Genomic DNA, 16,669 nt, shown 5'->3' on the forward strand with positions numbered 1-16,669 from the left:
GGCACTGACATTCATCGACACACTGTTGAGTTCTCAAAGAACACGCGCACACCGTCACCGCCGACCCTCTGGCCGGCTGCTCTGGGGCAACTTTTCCAGCTTATCGGATTCTCGGCACCGGCGCAAACCGGGCTGATCATCGTCGTGAACTGGAGGTGAAGCACAACCATACAGGATGGAAACTGCCTCGGATTTCGTCAGGCACTTCGTACAACCTCGTGTCACTCACCCTTGCAGGTGGGAGTCGGTGTCCGTGTCGCTCTGACTTGGAATAAGTTACGCGACCCGCGAAGCCTTTAACAAATCCGCAGGTCAGCGCCCCGCGTTTCGCCATCGTCCCAGCTAGGGCCCTCGCGGCCACAGCAATTCCCGAAAACTGTGCCAATGTGACGCCGGACACCGACCTTCCCACTCCCTTGTCCCCTATCCGAACCCGCGCGGCGTTCACGCAATATCGACGCAAAACTGCCGCATCTTCGAACAACACGACCCCCTTCCCGCCAACTGCGGAATCGGCTACCGGAACCTGGAAGCGCCTCGTCAACCTCGACTCCCCTTGAAGACGGTTCGGCGACCGATCCGACAAAACCCCAGGCTGAGCTGCCACGACGTCCCCCCAAGGCATTCGACCCAAACCCCATCAGATTTGGCCAGAGCCGCGAAAGCAGCCAGTTCCCACCAATTGGCATACAATTCGTCACGTGACGTAAAAGGTTGCCATCGCTGACGCGCCGTGGTGTCGGCCTCAACGTGCACGGCTTCTCCGGACCGAACCTCTGAGGTCACCCACTCCACATTTGCCCATTTGCCGGCAAATCCCTCCATCTCGCGTTGGCACAAGGAGAGGTCAGGATGCAGGTTGGGCACAATCCCGGCGCCAGACCGGCAATATGACCTTGCGCAGACAGCCGTGACATACCTCGATCCTGAGGTTGACGTGTGGCACCATATTCCGATGAGTCCTAGGCGCCATGTCTCCGACGATGAGCGGCGTGCACGGATATCCGTCCGCCATGCCTTAGCCCCGGAATTCCGCGTCGATTCACCTGAAGCTGCGACTCGGGCAATGACGGTTCTCCACGCCACCGAGTCCGCGACGGTCTACCTGTCCTGCTGGGCGCGCGTCCGGTCAGTCGATATCGTTGATATTGATCAAACCCTGTACGACGAGCGGACCGTTGTGAAGCAATTGGCAATGCGGCGTACCCTTTTCGCATTCCCCCGTGACCTGCTGTCGTCCGCCTGGCCAAGCGCGTCGGCCCGAGTCGCGAATACCGAGCGTGCGCGAATATCGAAAGATATTGTGAATGCCGGCCTCGCCATTGACGGCAATGACTGGCTTGATCGCGCCCGGGCAGAAGTTCTTGCACTGCTCGCCGACGCACCAGAAGGTCTTTCAGCTCTCGACGTCCGCCAGGCCGTGCCGATGATCGATGTGAAGGTCTCAGGAATATCGGGTGAGATCTGGTCTGCACCCAGGATTCTCACGCATCTCGGCGCAACCGCCGACATTGTGCGCGGAACAAACGTCGGCCGATTCCCCACCGCGCGTACACGATGGACTCTCACCCAGCACTGGCTCGACGACGCTTCCTCCCTGGGCAGCGCCGTCGACGGATACCGAGAAATCATTCGACGCTGGTTGTACACCTTCGGCCCCGGCACAGAAGACGACATCGTGTGGTGGCTCGGATCCACAAAGACAGTGGTGCGCACGGCGCTTGCCGAACTCGACGCCGTCTCCGTCTCGCTCGATGATGGCGGCACCGGTTGGCTGCTACCCGAAGACCTCGACGAGATAGTCGATCCAGGCCCTTGGGTGGCACTGCTCCCGGTGCTCGACCCGACGATCATGGGTTGGAAAGGCCGCGACTTCTACCTGGGCCAACACCGCAACCAACTCTTCGACAACCGCGGCAACGCCGGCACAACAGCCTGGGCGAACGGACGGGCCGTAGGGTGCTGGATCCAAGACGACGCCGGCGTCGTACAGGTTCGGTTACTCGAAACCGTTTCCTCCCAAGCGAAACACGCCCTCCAGACAGAGGCTGCACGACTGTCCGAGTGGCTGGGCGGCGTCAAAATCGGCACCGGATACAACTCACCCAGCATGAAATCGGAGTCAGTCAGCCCCTCCACCCAGCTGTGAACTCCTCACTGTGACAGTTCTATCTTCAGTTCGGCCCCGGTTGCAGAAACAACGTCGGCAACGGAGACACCGGGTGCGAGTTCACGCAATACCAAGGTTCCTTCGTCGGCTACGTCAATGACTGCAAGGTTGGTGATAATCCGATCCACGACGCCCTGCCCGGTCAGCGGCAATGTGCAGGCGTCGACGATCTTCGGATTACCTTCGCGGTCAGTGTGTTCCATGACTACGATCACGCGGCGGGCACCGTGAACGAGATCCATCGCACCGCCCATACCCTTGACCATCTTCCCCGGAACCATCCAGTTCGCGAGGTCGCCGGTACGTGAGACCTGCATGCCGCCAAGCACTGCGGTGTCGATGTGGCCACCGCGGATCATGCCGAAGGACAGAGCGGAATCGAAGTACGCCGCACCGGGATTGACTGTGACAGTCTCTTTACCGGCATTGATGAGATCGGCGTCGACATTGTCTTCAGTCGGGTACGGACCAGTGCCGAGGATTCCATTCTCCGAGTGCAGGACGACTCGCACATCCGAACCAAGGTATCCGGGAATCAGTGTGGGAAGGCCGATCCCTAGGTTTACGTATTCGCCGTCGATCATCTCGGCTGCCGCACGAGCAGCCATGTCCTGACGGGTCCAACCTGCAACTGCCACAGGCGCCTTCATCGTGTGACTCCTTCCGAAGCGCTGACGGTTCGCTTTTCGATTCGCTTGTTCTGAGGCCCGGTATGCACGACACGTTGCACAAACACACCCGGTAGATGCACTGACGCCGGATCGATCTCGCCCGGTTCGACGAGGCGCTCCACCTGAGCGATGGTTACCCGACCGGCCATCGCGGCGAGCGGATTGAAGTTCATCGCAGTCTTGTCGAACACGAGGTTCCCCTCGGTGTCACCCAATAGAGCGTGCACGAGCGCGTAGTCGGTGTTGATCGCTTCTTCGAGAACATATCGCTTGGTTCCGAAGACACGAGTTTCCTTGGGCGGGGACGCAATAGCGATAGAACCGTCGGCGTCGTACCGCCAGGGCATTCCACCTTCGGAGATCGGACTGCCCACACCAGCGGGAGTGAAGAACGCCGGAATTCCGGTACCGCCGGCGCGAAGGCGTTCCGCCAAGGTGCCTTGCGGTGTCAGTTCCACTTCGAGCTCACCGGCCAGATACTGGCGCGCGAATTCCTTGTTCTCACCGACATACGACGCGGTTACACGCCGAATTCGACCAGCGGACAGCAAGATTCCGAGCCCGTGATCGTCAACGCCACAGTTGTTGGAGAACACTTCGAGGTTTGTGGCAGTCGTTGCCGCGATCGCATTGATCAGCGAGTCGGGGATACCGCACAATCCGAATCCGCCGACGGCCAACGTGGCGCCGTCGACGATGTCGGCGACCGCATCAGCAGCGGACTCGTACATCTTCGTTGCCATCTTCTGCTTCCAATCTTGCGTCCATTGAGTGAACGCACTATTTCGGGTTCGTTCGATTGAACTATGACCAGGTAAACAGATCAATACTCACACCCATACCGGGCCAAGATTGGTCGATGGTTGAGCACTATCAAGAATTACGTTCAGTCAGTGAACGCTAAGATGGACATGTGCCATCTCCAGAAAAGTCTCCCCACATGGTCGCTCGCGTGGCCGCCGTTCTGCGGGCAGTCGCCGCGTCGGAACCTGCGGGGGCGTCAACTACCGAACTGAGCAAGATGGCCGATCTTGCTCGTCCGACGACACATCGCCTATTGGCGTCTTTGGCTACCGAGGGATTGGTGGACCGAGATGCGAAGAACGGACGTTGGTCATTGGGCCCCGAGTTGTACTTGTTGGGCGCAGCTGCAGGACACCGGTACGACATCATCGACAACGCTCGCAGCGTTCTTGACGAGCTAGCCAGTGCCACTGGCGAAAGCGCGTTTCTCTCGGCACGACGCGGCGACGAGACCGTGTGCGTGCTGTCCCAAGAAGGTAGCTTTCCTCTGAGATCCCATGTGCTCCATGAAGGAAAGCGATTTCCGCTCGGTGTCGCGTCGGCCGGCCTGGCAATCCTGAGTCACATGCCGGTAGGCGACGTCAATGACTACTTCAACCGGAAGGACCTTGCAGCCTCGTTGGGAGAAGGCCACAGCGAGGATGCAGTCCGCCGTCGAATCGCCTTGACCCGCACCACCGGTTACTCGGTAAATCCCGCACTCATCGTCGAAGCAAGCTGGGGCGTCGGCGCTGCCGTATTCGATCGGGGTGGACGCCCCGCTTGGGCCCTCAGCTTGACTGGCGTCGAGACACGCTTTCGTCCCGAACGGATCACCGAACTGGGAACCCTACTTCTCGAAAATGCCCATAAGCTGTCGACGCAACTGAGAACGGGGACAAGCGGATAGCTGGCCAAGGTCGACCCAGCAGCGCCCTGCATCGCCCCTACTTATCGTTCTGTCGACGCACCATCTCGGTGATCCAGCTCGGCGCAAACGGAGAAGTACAGTTCGGAGGCGTCGGGTAATCCTCGAGCACCCTCAGACGTTCACCGATATCGATTGCACGGGCGCGATACTCGGGGTGCTCGATCCCGATCTGAGCCAGGCAGTGATTCATCGCCCATTGCAGGCGATCCGGCGCATCTTTCATCTCCAACTCGATCACATCGAGTAGCCCAGAAAGATCAAGGCCCTCAGGCTCCTTCGCCACGCGTTCGGTGGTCAGCGCCCATCCGGCAGACGCAACCACTGGGTCCGGATCAGCCGACCAGACCACTCGCAACTCATCCGCGTGCGGACTCTTCTTCACTACATAGTTCACGTGCCAGTCATGCACTTTAGGGGTGCGAGACTCGCGCAGCATGGCGTCCAACTCGTCCTGGGTGAACGACTTTGGGCGGCAGATCAGGATCGCCAACAGCCTGGCCGCGGCGTCCCCTGTCTCCCAAAGCCGGCACGCAAGTTCTTGCTGCGTTTTCAACCGCTTCGCGAGCCCGCGCAGTTTCGTGAGATTGACACCGTGATCGTCACCGTGCTTCTCATTTACCTTGCGCGCCTTCGGATCTTCGAGCGCAGCCAACTCGGCCATCACCTCGGACACTGTCGTCTCGATCATCCCGGTCCCCTGTCAATAACGTGCGAGAGTCGCCGACAAGGAAAGCTCGACCAACCACACAGTCAGCGGATGCGCAGTCAAGTAGCAATCGATGAGACGAAAACAATGCCGCCATAAGTTCGCGCCACCCCAGAAGTCAGCGAAGATCCGAAGCTAAACAACTAAATTTTGGTGACAATTCGGATATGGTGCACTTTGTGGCCATTGCGCAAAATGGACGCACATGGCCAGGCGTCGTTCACAGGCAATGCCTGGAGAATACCTCGACGAAGGAGCCCTCGCATGAACCTGCCCACCGAACTGGCAGAATTCCTCGACATCGCGCTACGCGGCCGGATCGGCACCGTCGCCGAACTTGCCGACGCCACGGGCGCTTCCGTCGATACCACGGAGCAGGAAGTAGCACGCCTCGGAGAACTCGGATTCCTCTCCCTTGCAGACGGAGTCATCACCTACCGGCGCCCCGATGCCACCGTTGCGGACGCCACCCACCGCATTCTGGCCGGCCTGACACAAAACCTCGACGAGAACATCGCCAAGACGCAAAACCTACTCGACACGCTGCCACAACTGCTCCAAGCCTGGCAGCACGGCGACTCCGACATCCAAGGTCTACCCATCGACGTGACACGCGGACCGTGTGCACCCCAGGACATGTACGGACTGCAGGCCTCACGCTCGCGACCCCGCACCTCCTACACATGCATGCCCGACACCACACCGCTGTACACGATCCTCCGCGATCAGAACGCCCCCGAATCGTATTGGGAGAAAAACGCCCAGCCCGACCACGACATCCGCCTCATCGTCAGCACTACCGACGCCGCTTCCGAGTTGGGACGCAACCAAATCGCGATCGAAATCAAAGCCGGCTCACAAGTTCGGATGCACCCGAACCCGCCGAGCTTCTTCTGGATACTCGACCACAAGAGCGTCGGAATCCCCTTCTCCTGGGGCCAGGCCTGGCCTACCGGCATGATGGCCATCCACTCACCCACACTCGCCGACACCATGACTTGGATCTACAACCGCATCTGGGAAGAATCCATACCGGTCACCGGACACAAGGACCAGAAATGGGAGAACCCCTGGGATCCCATACTGCACCTGATGAATTCGGGTACGACGATGGAAGCCGCGTCGGTCGCTCTGGGATTGACCCCCCGAACAGGACGCCGCCGGGTCGCCGAAGCTATGCAACACTTCGGTGCGTCAAATCATTTCTCACTGGGCGCGGCCTGGAACGCGTCACGCAGCCTTACCCACAACGGGGACAACTGACGTCAAAGGCTGCAGTACAGCATCTTTCGTCCATCGCGACAGATGCCACCCGCTGGCAGCAATGGCTGGTTCGAACGAATCTTCATGCATCCCTTCAGCCCAGCCTTCTCACGCCGGCGGGTTCTTTCGACTCGCGCCGCCGTTGCGGGCTTCGATAGCCTCGACGGACTTCTTGAACTGCTTTCCCAGGACGCGGGTACCGAAGATGCTGAGCACCGCCGCGAGCATCCGCCCCTTGAGGTTCTTGCCATCGCGGATCACAACGGCGTCGACGTCGGTCATACCCGAAGGCTGCTGCATAAGAGTGTAGGTGTGGCCCGACTCGCCACCCCACAAGTTGGAGTCGGTGGTCGTCATCCGGACGCGATGGGGATCGGTCCAGTCGTAATGCAGTCGTTCCCAGATACCGCTCGAGCCCTCCGTGACATCCGCGTCATGGGGGCCTTCGTGGTGCACCTTGAGGTAACTGTCTGCGCTGTTGCCGAAGATTTCCTCGCGACCGGGCCCGAAGTCAGTTAGGCCGGCAAGGACCTGTTCGGGCGTCGCGGTGGTCGTTTGGTGAAGATGGATCGTGGTCATGGCGCCTTCCTCGATACTTGGATGATCCAATCCGGCCCTGAGGCCGAGGGTGACATATCCAGCACATCACTCGAGCGAGCGCCGCGAAAGGGGTTGCCCGACCCTGAGTGGCCGGAGGCGCAGAAGTCCAGTGCAGCAAGCGTCCCAGCCCAGGGTGTGATACAGCGCTGATCGGCCAACGTGGCGTCGATTTCTTCGGAGCTTTACGACAGGAAGCATTGAGAGACAATGTATTTCGGTCATATTTGCGGCATCCGATAATTCGGCAATCGGCAAGACAACGCCAGTAGTGAGTAACCTCGAAGTTGAGTGCATCAGAGAGGAACCACCCTCATGAAGCCCAGTACGGGAAGTCCTCAGCTCAGATAGCCCCACAGCGCTATCAATCCCCCGAATGGTTCGCATCGCATTGCTACCTCGTCGTGATCCAAGACGTGCGCGGACAAGGTAGCTCGAGTGGAATTTTCAGTGAATTCGCTCCCGATATGAACGACGGCTACGACTCCGTCGAGTGGGCAGCGGCGCTTCCGGGTTCGACCGGCAAGGTCGGGATGTACGGATCCTCGTACGTCGGAGCCACTCAATGGCTCGCGGCGACCCAACGCCCACCGCACCTGACCACCATCATTCCAGCGAATACCGCATCCGATTACTACGACGGATGGACCTACGAGGGCAGCGAATTCCGACTCGGGTTCGTCGAGTCGTGGGCCATGGGAACGATCGCGACAACCGCCGCGGAGAACCGTGGCGATCAAGCCACCCTCGACGAATTGACCGCCGCCGGCGCGGACATCAGCCGATGGCTCGCGGACCGTCACTACCAAACATTCCCACCGATGCAGCCCGCCAATCCCGCAGTCGCACCCTGGTTTTTCGACTGGATCAACCATCCGACCCGAGACGACTACTGGAAAAACATCTCCATCCGAGACAAGTATTCCAACGTCGATGTACCAGTCCTCGACATCGAAGGCTGGTACGACGCATTCCTGCAAGGAGGGTTGGAAAACTTCACCGGCATGACCGTACAAGGCGCGTCACTCGACGCTCGCCAGGACCAGCGGATAGTGATCGGCCCCTGGGATCATCTCTCGTGGGGAAGGCCGGACTCCAACGGATCGGCTCTACTGAAAGCAGCAGGTCCCGGTGGGAACAGCCCGATCAACGATCTGATGATCACCTGGTTCGACCACTACCTCAAAGGTGAGGCCAACAGCATCGGCAACTCACCACGAGTGGACTACTTCGTCATGGGTTCCAATACCTGGAAGAGCGCCCCCACCTGGCCTCTGCCGAACACACAGTTCACCACCTACTACCTCTCGGGGAACGGAACATTTCCCACCCGCCAAGGAACCCTCACCACCACCGCACCCACACAACCGCAAGCAGCTGATCCGTACCTCTACGATCCGGAAAACCCCACTCCGAGTATCGGCGGACATTCCTGCTGCGCCGCCGCTTCCGGACCACAGGATCCGTTCGACCAGGCACCGAACGAACAACGATCCGACATCCTGCTCTACGACTCACCCGCCTTCACCGAGCCCACGGAAATGGCCGGACCGATCACCGTCGACCTCTACGCCCAAACATCGGCGCCCGACACCGACTTCGCCGCGAAGATCGATGTCATCAAACCCACCGGCGAAAAAAATCAACCTCAATAACGGCATCATCCGAGCGAACTACGCGACTCCCTCGATCAACCCGAACCCCTTGCCCCCGAACAGATCAATGAATACTCGATCAAAGTCTGGCCCACCAGCTACGAACTTTCCCCCGGCGATTCGATCCGCGTTGAAATCAGCAGCGCCGACTACCCCCAATTCGCGGCCAACCCGAATACCCGCCTCCCACTGTGGATTTCAGACGCAACGGCGAATGCAAGCCAAAAGATCTACCACGACCCGCAACACCCCTCCGCAGTGAACCTGCCTATCATCACCAGCCCCGCCGACGGAACCGAAAGCTTCCCCCAATAAACACTTTTCACCGGTTGATCCGGGCCGGAGGCGTGCGTGCGTTACCAAGGGGCGGCAGATCACTGTTGCATCGGTTCCTTCGGTCACGGTCTGGTGCCCACTGTGCCTGTTGAAGTCGGTGCTGGTGCAGCCCGGGTCGCTGGCGTTGACCCGGAATTCCGGCAGGTTCTTCGCGTACTGAACAGTCATGGCGATCACGGCCGCCTTCGAACTCGCATAGAGCACGGCCCGCACAAAGTACTCGTCGGCTCCGGGGGCGCTCAGCGAGCGGGCGAAGCCGACGCCGGAGGCGACATTGACGATCACCGGGTTCATCGAGCGCCTCAGCAGCGGAAGTGCGGTCTACGTAAGTCGCACGATGCCAAGGACATTCGTGTCGAATACCTCCTGCATCGCGGCGGCGTCCAAGTCGTCGATACCGAACGACTTGCCGAGGACACCAGCGTTGTTCACGAGTACGTCGGCCCAGGCGTCCAGCGGATCGTGGACCGTCTCGGTGACCTGCCGGTCGGCGTGTTCAGCGCCGCGCATGACATCTTGTTGTGGAACCCGCTCTGGGCCGCACTGCTCGGTGACCCGTCGGCTCAGCCCGGACTCCGAAGAAACCTTGCCTGGCGGGTCTTCTCCGAAGAAGGAACCACTGTCACACATACCGCCGGCAGCGAGGACGAATTCAGAGCGGACCTCGTCGCAGACCTGCGATCTGCGGTAGGGCGTTACCCCGACGATGCCCCACTGCAAGACCTCGTGAACCGTCTCCTCGCGGAGTCCGACGAGTTCGCGACCCGCTGGGCGCAGGCGCACGTGGCCCTATACCGGTCCAGCCGAAAGACTGTGCACACCAAAACTATCGGAGACATCACGGTCGACTGCGATGTTCTCAGCGAGCCGGGTAGCGGCGACCTACGGATCGTCGTCTACACAGTCGAACCCGAATCTCCCGACGCATAGAAACTCGACCTACTTCGCGTCACCGGTCTGCAGGATCTGACGCACCATCAACGAATACCGGACACCGCCCGGTGAACCGTGGACACCGAAAACGCGAGAAGACCGATACAACGCCGCCAAGCCGTGCCATCACCACAGATCACAACACCCATGGCACCGCACGTCGGAAAGTCGCTACGGACGCGGACTACAGCGTGGCCAGCAACAACTAACCCCGCGCCATATCCACGAACTTGGACAAGTGAAGTTGGTGCGCCACAGTGATTGTCGCGGTCGGACCGTTTCGGTGCTTACCGAGAATCAGGTCGGCTTCACCACCACGAGGGTCGTCACGCTCAGTCGCGTCGGGGCGATACAGCAGGATCACCATGTCAGCATCCTGCTCCAGCGATCCCGATTCACGAAGGTCAGATACCATGGGGCGCTTGTCAGTTCGCTGTTCCGGACCACGGTTCAGCTGACAAATCGCGACCACGGGAACTTCGAGTTCCTTGGCCAGAAGCTTGAGGCTTCGTGAGAATTCCGAGACTTCCTGCTGACGCGACTCGACCTTTTTGCCCGAGCTCATCAGCTGCAGGTAGTCGATGACGATCAGACGAATATCGTGTTTCTGCTTGAGCCGCCGCGCTTTTGCGCGAATTTCCATCATCGTAAGGTTGGGGGAGTCGTCGATGAAGAGCGGCGCTTCACTGATCTCACTCATACGACGCGCGAGCTTGGTCCAGTCGTCGTCGGTCATCTTGCCGGAGCGCATGTCACCGAGCTTGATCTTCGCTTCTGCGGAAAGCAGACGCATCACGATCTCGGTTTTGCTCATTTCCAGCGAGAACATAACGCTGGCCATGCCGTGCGTGATGGAGCAGGAACGCAAAAAATCCATTCCGAGCGTGCTTTTACCGACACCAGGTCGGGCCGCCACGATGATCATCTGACCGGGGTGCAGGCCGTTGGTGATTTCGTCGAGATCCTTGAATCCGGTGGGCACACCGAGCGAAATACCGCCACGGCTGGCGATGGAGTCGATCTCGTCCATCGTCGGCTGCAGGAGTTCGGTAAGGGGCACGAAGTCTTCGGTAGTACGACGCTCGGTGACCTCGAAAATTTCGGCCTGGGCGCGGTCGACAACCTCGGCAACATCCTGGCCGTCGGTGCCGGCGTAACCGTATTGAACGATGCGGGTGCCGGCGTCGACGAGGCGTCGTAGCACCGATTTTTCGGCGACGATCTCGGCGTAGAAGGCAGCGTTGGCAGCGGTGGGCACTGTCTGGGTAAGCGTCACCAGATAGGAAGCGCCACCGATTTTGCGAAGCTCGCCGCGACGGTCCAACTCGGCCGAGACTGTCACCGGGTCGGCGGGCTCACCACGGCTGTAAAGGTCCAGGATCACGTCGTAGACGGACTGATGGGCCGGCCGGTAGAAGTCGCCTGGCCGCAGCACCTCGAGGACGTCAGCGATGGCGTCCTTACTGAGGAGCATGCCACCGAGAACGGACTGCTCGGCAACCATGTCCTGGGGTGGCTGGCGCCCGAATTCCTGATCGGGCTCGGATTCGGGGGGACCTGGGTAGTCGGAAGGTCCTCGATCATCAACAACAGCCATCAGAGAGACCTTCCCGTATAACACTTGACGACACTGCGAGAAAATCGCAGCGTCCTCTCTATTTGTACTCGCCCCGACCGACATCCCGCGGCTGGAAACAGCCGGTCTGCAGATAGACGCCGAGACGACGTTAGGGACTCGCCGACCCACAAACAAACCGGCCTGTGGATAACTCTGTGGAGTAATTGTGGAAACTCCTGAAAAACCGTGTGCACGATCTGTGGATAACCTGGGGACAACTTTGTAAGTTTCTCTCATAACACCAGCTAGATGCATGTGAGCAAATTCGCACGCCTGTTAGTGGAAAAAGTTTCTCCACAGTCGGCGCGTCGGCGTGTCGGGCGTGTTGCCGAGCCCGAATCATCACCGATCACCGAAGTTGAACGTCACACTGTGACGGTTATCCCCAACCTGATTTCGCGCCGTCCGACACACGAGACGCACACAAAAAGGTCGAGCCCCGCACACCGAAATGTGCAGGGCTCGACCGAAGAACCAGTTGACTATGCGCCAACGACGTTCAGGTTGAACTTGGCAACCACATCGGGATGCAGGTTCACGGCCACGGCATGCTTGCCCGTGTTCTTGATGTGAGCCTTCGGCAACGCGAGGGTGCGCTTGTCCAGGACCGGTCCACCGGCAGCCTTGATCGCAGCAGCGACGTCAGCAGCGGTAACCGAACCGAAGAGCTTGCCCGAGCCACTGGCGGTCTTGACCGTCAGCGAAACATCGAGTGCTTCAATTGCAGCCTTGAGCTCCTTGGCGTGATCCAGGCCGCGCACTGCGCGCAGTTCCTGTGCACGACGGATGCCTTCGACCTGCTTCTCGGCGCCACGGGTAGCGACAATTGCCAGCCGGCGGGGGAGCAAGTAGTTACGGCCGTAGCCGTCCTTGACCTCGACGGTGTCGCCAGGCGCACCGAGGTTGTCCACGTCAGCGGTGAGGATGAGCTTCATGTTCTTTCCTCCCTTTCCTTAGCGAGCCACGGTGGCGTAAGGCAGCAGTGCTACCTCACGTGAGTTCTTGACGGCAATGGCAACGTCGCGCTGGTGCTGGACGCAATTGCCGGTGACACGACGGGCACGGATCTTTCCGCGGTCGCTGACGTACTTACGCAGCAACGTCGTGTCCTTGTAGTTGATCTGCGTGTTCTTCTCTTTACAGAAGGTGCAGACCTTCTTCTTCATAACCTTGTCGCGCAAGGGCGGCTTCGGCATGTCTTTGCTCTTTTCTGGATGTCCCTGATCAGGTACGGATCAGAAAGGCGGTTCGTCGTTGCCGCCGCCACCGAAGGAGCCCGAAGCCTGAGGCGCACTGCCCCAAGGATCGTCTCCACCCGAAGGTGCAGCAGCCGGACGTCCGCCGCCCGATCCGCCGGAGGAACCTCCGAAGTTGCCGCCCGCGCCCCCACCACTGCCGCCACCACGGTTGGCCTTGTTGACCTTTGCCGTGGCGTACTTCAGGGAAGGACCGATCTCGTCAACTTCGAGCTCGACGACTGTTCGCTTTTCGCCCTCACGAGTTTCGTACGAACGCTGCTTGAGCCGACCGCTCACGATTACTCGTGAACCACGGGTCAAGCTCTCCGCGACGTTCTCGGCTGCTTCGCGCCAGATGTTGCAACGCATGAACAGCGCATCGCCGTCTTTCCATTCATTGGAATTACGGTCGAAGGTGCGGGGTGTGGATGCAACCGTGAAGTTTGCAACCGCAGCACCCGCCGGGGTGAAACGAAGCTCAGGATCAGCCGTCAGGTTTCCGATGACGGTGATGATGGTGTCGCCAGCCATGTGGTTCCTCCTGCATTTGATGTAAGTCTGTTGGGTGCGAGGTTAGAGCCCGCTACCGACAGAAATTACTTGTTGTGGCGCAGAACCTTCGTGCGCAGAACCGACTCGTTCAGACCGAGCTGACGATCGAGCTCAGCGACGGTGGCGGGAGTGGCGTTGATGTCGATCACCGCGTAGATACCTTCAGCATGCTTCAGGATCTCGTAGGCGAGACGACGCTTACCCCAGACATCGACCTTGTCGATCGTGCCGCCGTGCTGGCGCACAACATTGAGGAACGTATCCAGTGAAGGAGCGACAGTGCGCTCGTCCAGGCTGGGGTCAAGGATGACCATCAATTCGTAATGACGCATAAGACCTCATCACCTCCTGTGGACTAAGTGAAAACGGCCACGGACTATCCGTGGCAGGAGGGTCGTTGCGTCAGCAACCCTCGTAGGTTACACGAGGTGCCGCTGACCAGGGAAATCGCACCGCCTAGGGTTGGTCCATGCGAACGGACCGAAAAACATCGGCGTCGATCCTGACGCTCGTCGTCGGTCTCTGCGGACTGGCCATGACCCTGGGCTACTTCAACAAGGCACGATGCGCCGGCGCGCCCTTCGCGCCGGACGGTCGGAGCTTGAGCTTCGACATCAACAAGAACGTCGATGTTTGTTACTCCGATATCCAGCTGCTGTGGCTCGGACGCGGCATCGACCAACACCTCTTTCCCTTCATCACCGGCGGCATCACGCCCGAAGGTTTCCTCTACGGCGGAACCGTCGAATATCCGGTACTGAGCGGAATCTTGATGTGGTTGGGCGGAATCGGCTCCCACAACGACGCCGAGTTCCTTCTCCATTCTGCGTTGATCCTGGCACCGTTCGGCCTCCTGACCGCCTGGATGCTGGGCCGGATGAGCGGCGGGTACGCCCTGATCTGGTCGGCCACACCGCCGCTGGTGCTGTACGCGTTCCACAACTGGGAACTGCCCGTGGTGGCGACCAGCGTCGGCGCAATTTTCCTGATGACGTTCGAGCGCATCCCTTTTCGAACGCGAGCAATTCTGGCATCGATCATCCTGGCCGTCGGCTTCTGTTTGAAGCTGTATCCGGGGATGTTCGTTCTCCCGCTGGTCGCGTACGTATTGCTCCGGGGGACCGAAGGCAAGAAATACGACGTCCGCGGCGCCTTGATGACGGCGGGCGCGGCAGTGATGACCGTCGTCCTCGTCAACCTCCCGTTCGCGCTTATCTCCTACGACGGATGGCGCGCGTCGATCAGCTTCCAGGAGAAGCGCAGCGCCGACATCACCACCAACTCCCTGTGGTTCTGGGGGTTGCGACCGTTCTACGGCTTCGGCGTACGTGAAATGAACGCGGACTACGACGCTCTGGTGAGCATGCTGTCTCCACTGATGGTCCTGGTGTCGTTCGCGTTGGCGATGTACCTGGGTTGGCGACGGTACCTTCGCGACGGCTATTTCCCGTGGATCGCCGTGAGCGCCGCAATGCTGTGCGGATTCATCTTGCTGCACAAGGTGAATTCACCCCAGTACACGCTGTGGCTGCTGCCGTTCCTCGTGTTGTTCAAGATCCGCTGGTTCTGGATTGCGGCATACCTTCTTGCGGATGCCGCGCTGGGAATCGGCATCTTCCGCTACTTCTACCAACTGGACATGAACTTCGATCCGAGCAAATACGAGGCCGTCGTACAAGCAAGCGTGTGGGGCCACGTCGTATTGCTTATCGTGTTCTTCTTCCTGTTCCTGCGGGTGCCGCTGCGCTACCCATTGGCCGGGACAGGAGCCGACACGGATCAACCAACCTTGGAGCACGCACGATGACCGAATCCTGGTTCAAATCACGGACGTTGGCGGGCGAGCACGTTCGCCTCGAACCGTTGGGCCACGAGCACGCCGACGCCCTGGTGATCGCGTCGGACGATCCGAGCATCTTTCAGTGGACCGCCGCACCGATCGACACTCGCGCCGACGCAATCGCGTACATCGATGCGGCGTCGGAAAACCCGGAGCGTGTGGCTTTTGCACAGGTAGCGGTCAAGACGGGTGCCGTAGTGGGCACGACGTCGTTCTACGAGATCGACCCCACGCATCGCAGTCTCGCAATCGGTTACACGTGGCTGTCGAAGGCCGCTCAGGGAACCGGGATCAACCCCGAATCGAAGCTGCTTCTGCTTCGGCGAGCGTTCGACGATCTTGGTGCCGTCCGCGTCGAATGGCACACCGACGAGTTCAACAAACAGTCGCGCGCAGCAATCGCGAAGCTAGGAGCGCAGTTCGAAGGCCTCCTGCGCAAGCACCGCCAGCGCCCGGACGGAAGCTGGCGTACCACTGCCTTGTTTGCGATGACGGACGAGGATTGGCCGGCAATCGCATCGCAATTGGAGCGACGCGTCCGCAGCTAAGTCTCCCGGTTGCCCGCTTTGCCGGGCTCCGTGCCGCAAAATCGCAGAATGAGCGAACAGGGCGGATACGGATACCCGCAGCAGCAGTACCCACAGAATTGGCAACCACGACCGACCAACACACTTGCCGTCCTGGCATTGGTGTTCGCGTTCCTCGTTGCTCCACTAGGAATCGTCTTCGGACACATCGCGCGCAGCCAGATCAAACGGACCGGCGAACAAGGCGACGGACTGGCGCTGGCCGGTCTCATCATCGGGTACATCTTCACCGCTCTGGGCATCCTCTTCTTCATTGCCTGGGTCGCCTTTTGGGGTCTGTTCGCCAGTGCGGTAAACGAAGCGGCAAATAATGCGAACTCGAGCACATACAGCTCGCGCGCGAACACTTACAGCGCATCGCAGAGAGCCACCCCAACGCCCCGAACCACGGCGCCGCCGTCGACAGTGCCCCGGACAACCACAACAACTGCGCCCCGCGTGACCACCACGGCCGTCGGCCCACTACCGACCGTCACCGGCACGGACCGTCAGGGATTCATCTCCAACGGACCGAGCTGCAACGCGAACAACCCGGCCGTCGCTGTTGCGATCACCACCGGTTCACGAATCGTGGTTTGTGAAACCGGCGTCGGTCGCTATTACTACAAGGGTGAAAGGGGCAGCGACGGAGCAGTAATCGAGCTCGACGATCCGATTCGCACCCGAGAAGGTTTCGCCGCCAGCAATGGCGATGTCGTCTACCAACTCAGTCCCAGCGGATTGGTGATCCTGGACGGTGGATCCGAAGTGGCCAGCGAATCGGCCGTCGAAGTCTGGCTGAACTGAGTT

18 protein-coding genes and 1 pseudogene are annotated in these 16,669 nt (G+C 59.9%); 8 read left to right on the forward strand and 11 right to left on the reverse strand.

Annotation, left to right across the window (positions count from 1 at the left end; translation table 11 throughout):
* The first annotated feature begins 955 nt into the window (after positions 1 to 955).
* Positions 956 to 2,149: a winged helix DNA-binding domain-containing protein gene (locus QM600_RS11695; protein WP_283261629.1), complete on the forward strand. Its 1,194-nt coding sequence runs from the start codon at positions 956 to 958 to the stop codon at positions 2,147 to 2,149.
* Positions 2,150 to 2,154: 5 nt separating this feature from the next.
* On the opposite strand, the gene QM600_RS11700 is transcribed toward QM600_RS11695, so the two are convergent.
* Positions 2,155 to 2,820, reverse strand: a complete 666-nt coding sequence (locus QM600_RS11700) for a 3-oxoacid CoA-transferase subunit B (RefSeq protein WP_283261630.1) — start codon at positions 2,818 to 2,820, stop codon at positions 2,155 to 2,157.
* Positions 2,817 to 3,584: a CoA transferase subunit A gene (locus QM600_RS11705; protein WP_283261631.1), complete on the reverse strand. Its 768-nt coding sequence runs from the start codon at positions 3,582 to 3,584 to the stop codon at positions 2,817 to 2,819. Before QM600_RS11705 ends, QM600_RS11700 begins: the two co-directional genes overlap by 4 nt.
* A gap of 197 nt (positions 3,585 to 3,781) precedes the next feature.
* Here QM600_RS11705 and QM600_RS11710 point away from each other — a divergent pair, with 197 nt between their 5' ends.
* Complete coding sequence (locus tag QM600_RS11710) at positions 3,782 to 4,534, forward strand: IclR family transcriptional regulator (protein ID WP_283261632.1); 753 nt, start codon at positions 3,782 to 3,784, stop codon at positions 4,532 to 4,534.
* A 37-nt stretch (positions 4,535 to 4,571) separates the two neighbouring features.
* Here the strand turns inward: QM600_RS11710 and QM600_RS11715 are convergent, their stop codons facing one another.
* Positions 4,572 to 5,243, reverse strand: a complete 672-nt coding sequence (locus tag QM600_RS11715) for a DNA alkylation repair protein (protein ID WP_283261633.1) — start codon at positions 5,241 to 5,243, stop codon at positions 4,572 to 4,574.
* A 282-nt stretch (positions 5,244 to 5,525) separates the two neighbouring features.
* On the opposite strand from QM600_RS11715, the gene QM600_RS11720 reads away from it, so the two are divergent.
* Positions 5,526 to 6,524 carry a hypothetical protein gene (locus QM600_RS11720; protein ID WP_283261634.1) on the forward strand — a complete coding sequence of 333 codons (999 nt, stop codon included), beginning with the start codon at positions 5,526 to 5,528 and terminating at the stop codon, positions 6,522 to 6,524.
* A gap of 108 nt (positions 6,525 to 6,632) precedes the next feature.
* On the opposite strand, the gene QM600_RS11725 is transcribed toward QM600_RS11720, so the two are convergent.
* Complete coding sequence (locus tag QM600_RS11725) at positions 6,633 to 7,103, reverse strand: hypothetical protein (protein WP_283261635.1); 471 nt, start codon at positions 7,101 to 7,103, stop codon at positions 6,633 to 6,635.
* A gap of 305 nt (positions 7,104 to 7,408) precedes the next feature.
* Here QM600_RS11725 and QM600_RS11730 point away from each other — a divergent pair.
* Positions 7,409 to 9,091: pseudogene (locus tag QM600_RS11730) on the forward strand (CocE/NonD family hydrolase).
* Here QM600_RS11730 and QM600_RS29865 read toward each other — a convergent pair.
* Positions 8,975 to 9,406, reverse strand: coding sequence for an SDR family NAD(P)-dependent oxidoreductase (locus QM600_RS29865; RefSeq protein WP_502942944.1), 432 nt, complete (start codon positions 9,404 to 9,406; stop codon positions 8,975 to 8,977). The pseudogene QM600_RS11730 and the gene QM600_RS29865 sit on opposite strands and share 117 nt — an antisense overlap.
* Before the next feature lie 27 nt (positions 9,407 to 9,433).
* Positions 9,434 to 9,622, reverse strand: a complete 189-nt coding sequence (locus QM600_RS29870; protein ID WP_502942945.1) for an SDR family NAD(P)-dependent oxidoreductase — start codon at positions 9,620 to 9,622, stop codon at positions 9,434 to 9,436.
* Here QM600_RS29870 and QM600_RS29875 point away from each other — a divergent pair.
* A complete protein-coding gene (locus QM600_RS29875; protein ID WP_502942946.1) occupies positions 9,605 to 10,042 on the forward strand; it encodes an MmyB family transcriptional regulator in 438 nt (145 codons plus the stop codon). The genes QM600_RS29870 and QM600_RS29875 overlap by 18 nt on opposite strands.
* A 208-nt stretch (positions 10,043 to 10,250) precedes the next feature.
* Here the strand turns inward: QM600_RS29875 and dnaB are convergent, their stop codons facing one another.
* From dnaB to rpsF, 5 genes are all read right to left on the reverse strand, one after another.
* The gene (gene dnaB, locus QM600_RS11740) at positions 10,251 to 11,642 is read right to left on the reverse strand and encodes a replicative DNA helicase (RefSeq protein ID WP_094270505.1); all 1,392 of its coding nucleotides are present in this window, start codon (positions 11,640 to 11,642) and stop codon (positions 10,251 to 10,253) included.
* Between the two features lie 503 nt (positions 11,643 to 12,145).
* Positions 12,146 to 12,598, reverse strand: a complete 453-nt coding sequence (gene rplI, locus QM600_RS11745) for a 50S ribosomal protein L9 (RefSeq protein ID WP_283261637.1) — start codon at positions 12,596 to 12,598, stop codon at positions 12,146 to 12,148.
* 18 nt (positions 12,599 to 12,616) lie between these two features.
* Entirely contained in the window at positions 12,617 to 12,859 is a 243-nt protein-coding gene (gene rpsR / locus QM600_RS11750; protein WP_003941245.1) for a 30S ribosomal protein S18, read from the reverse strand.
* 39 nt (positions 12,860 to 12,898) lie between these two features.
* Positions 12,899 to 13,432 carry a single-stranded DNA-binding protein gene (locus QM600_RS11755; RefSeq protein WP_094270507.1) on the reverse strand — a complete coding sequence of 178 codons (534 nt, stop codon included), beginning with the start codon at positions 13,430 to 13,432 and terminating at the stop codon, positions 12,899 to 12,901.
* Between the two features lie 65 nt (positions 13,433 to 13,497).
* Positions 13,498 to 13,785, reverse strand: coding sequence for a 30S ribosomal protein S6 (gene rpsF, locus QM600_RS11760; RefSeq protein WP_003941237.1), 288 nt, complete (start codon positions 13,783 to 13,785; stop codon positions 13,498 to 13,500).
* Positions 13,786 to 13,922: 137 nt separating this feature from the next.
* Here rpsF and QM600_RS11765 point away from each other — a divergent pair, with 137 nt between their 5' ends.
* From QM600_RS11765 to QM600_RS11775, 3 genes are read left to right on the forward strand one after another with little or no spacing between them, the layout of a single operon-like run.
* Positions 13,923 to 15,260, forward strand: coding sequence for a glycosyltransferase family 87 protein (locus tag QM600_RS11765; RefSeq protein ID WP_283261638.1), 1,338 nt, complete (start codon positions 13,923 to 13,925; stop codon positions 15,258 to 15,260).
* Entirely contained in the window at positions 15,257 to 15,841 is a 585-nt protein-coding gene (locus QM600_RS11770) for a GNAT family N-acetyltransferase (protein ID WP_283261639.1), read from the forward strand. The genes QM600_RS11765 and QM600_RS11770 overlap by 4 nt, the downstream gene beginning before the upstream one ends.
* Before the next feature lie 48 nt (positions 15,842 to 15,889).
* Complete coding sequence (locus tag QM600_RS11775; RefSeq protein WP_283261640.1) at positions 15,890 to 16,666, forward strand: DUF4190 domain-containing protein; 777 nt, start codon at positions 15,890 to 15,892, stop codon at positions 16,664 to 16,666.
* Positions 16,667 to 16,669 lie beyond the last annotated feature (3 nt).

The organism is Rhodococcus sp. IEGM 1379 (genome assembly GCF_030056815.1).
In the GTDB taxonomy this organism is placed as follows: Bacteria; Actinomycetota; Actinomycetes; order Mycobacteriales; family Mycobacteriaceae; genus Rhodococcus_F.

Excerpts from the sequence above, each read along its gene's own strand:
- rpsR (WP_003941245.1), bottom strand. The coding sequence starts at position 12,859 with ATGCCGAAGCCGCCCTTGCGCGACAAGGTTATGAAGAAGAAGGTCTGC.
- QM600_RS11700 (WP_283261630.1), bottom strand. The coding sequence starts at position 2,820 with ATGAAGGCGCCTGTGGCAGTTGCAGGTTGGACCCGTCAGGACATGGCT.
- QM600_RS11755 (WP_094270507.1), bottom strand. The coding sequence starts at position 13,432 with ATGGCTGGCGACACCATCATCACCGTCATCGGAAACCTGACGGCTGAT.
- QM600_RS11765 (WP_283261638.1), top strand. The coding sequence starts at position 13,923 with ATGCGAACGGACCGAAAAACATCGGCGTCGATCCTGACGCTCGTCGTC.
- QM600_RS11720 (WP_283261634.1), top strand. The coding sequence starts at position 5,526 with ATGAACCTGCCCACCGAACTGGCAGAATTCCTCGACATCGCGCTACGC.
- QM600_RS11705 (WP_283261631.1), bottom strand. The coding sequence starts at position 3,584 with ATGGCAACGAAGATGTACGAGTCCGCTGCTGATGCGGTCGCCGACATC.
- QM600_RS11725 (WP_283261635.1), bottom strand. The coding sequence starts at position 7,103 with ATGACCACGATCCATCTTCACCAAACGACCACCGCGACGCCCGAACAG.
- QM600_RS29870 (WP_502942945.1), bottom strand. The coding sequence starts at position 9,622 with ATGCGCGGCGCTGAACACGCCGACCGGCAGGTCACCGAGACGGTCCAC.
- QM600_RS11710 (WP_283261632.1), top strand. The coding sequence starts at position 3,782 with ATGGTCGCTCGCGTGGCCGCCGTTCTGCGGGCAGTCGCCGCGTCGGAA.
- QM600_RS11695 (WP_283261629.1), top strand. The coding sequence starts at position 956 with ATGAGTCCTAGGCGCCATGTCTCCGACGATGAGCGGCGTGCACGGATA.
- dnaB (WP_094270505.1), bottom strand. The coding sequence starts at position 11,642 with ATGGCTGTTGTTGATGATCGAGGACCTTCCGACTACCCAGGTCCCCCC.
- QM600_RS11775 (WP_283261640.1), top strand. The coding sequence starts at position 15,890 with ATGAGCGAACAGGGCGGATACGGATACCCGCAGCAGCAGTACCCACAG.
- QM600_RS11715 (WP_283261633.1), bottom strand. The coding sequence starts at position 5,243 with ATGATCGAGACGACAGTGTCCGAGGTGATGGCCGAGTTGGCTGCGCTC.
- QM600_RS29865 (WP_502942944.1), bottom strand. The coding sequence starts at position 9,406 with ATGAACCCGGTGATCGTCAATGTCGCCTCCGGCGTCGGCTTCGCCCGC.
- rpsF (WP_003941237.1), bottom strand. The coding sequence starts at position 13,785 with ATGCGTCATTACGAATTGATGGTCATCCTTGACCCCAGCCTGGACGAG.
- rplI (WP_283261637.1), bottom strand. The coding sequence starts at position 12,598 with ATGAAGCTCATCCTCACCGCTGACGTGGACAACCTCGGTGCGCCTGGC.
- QM600_RS11770 (WP_283261639.1), top strand. The coding sequence starts at position 15,257 with ATGACCGAATCCTGGTTCAAATCACGGACGTTGGCGGGCGAGCACGTT.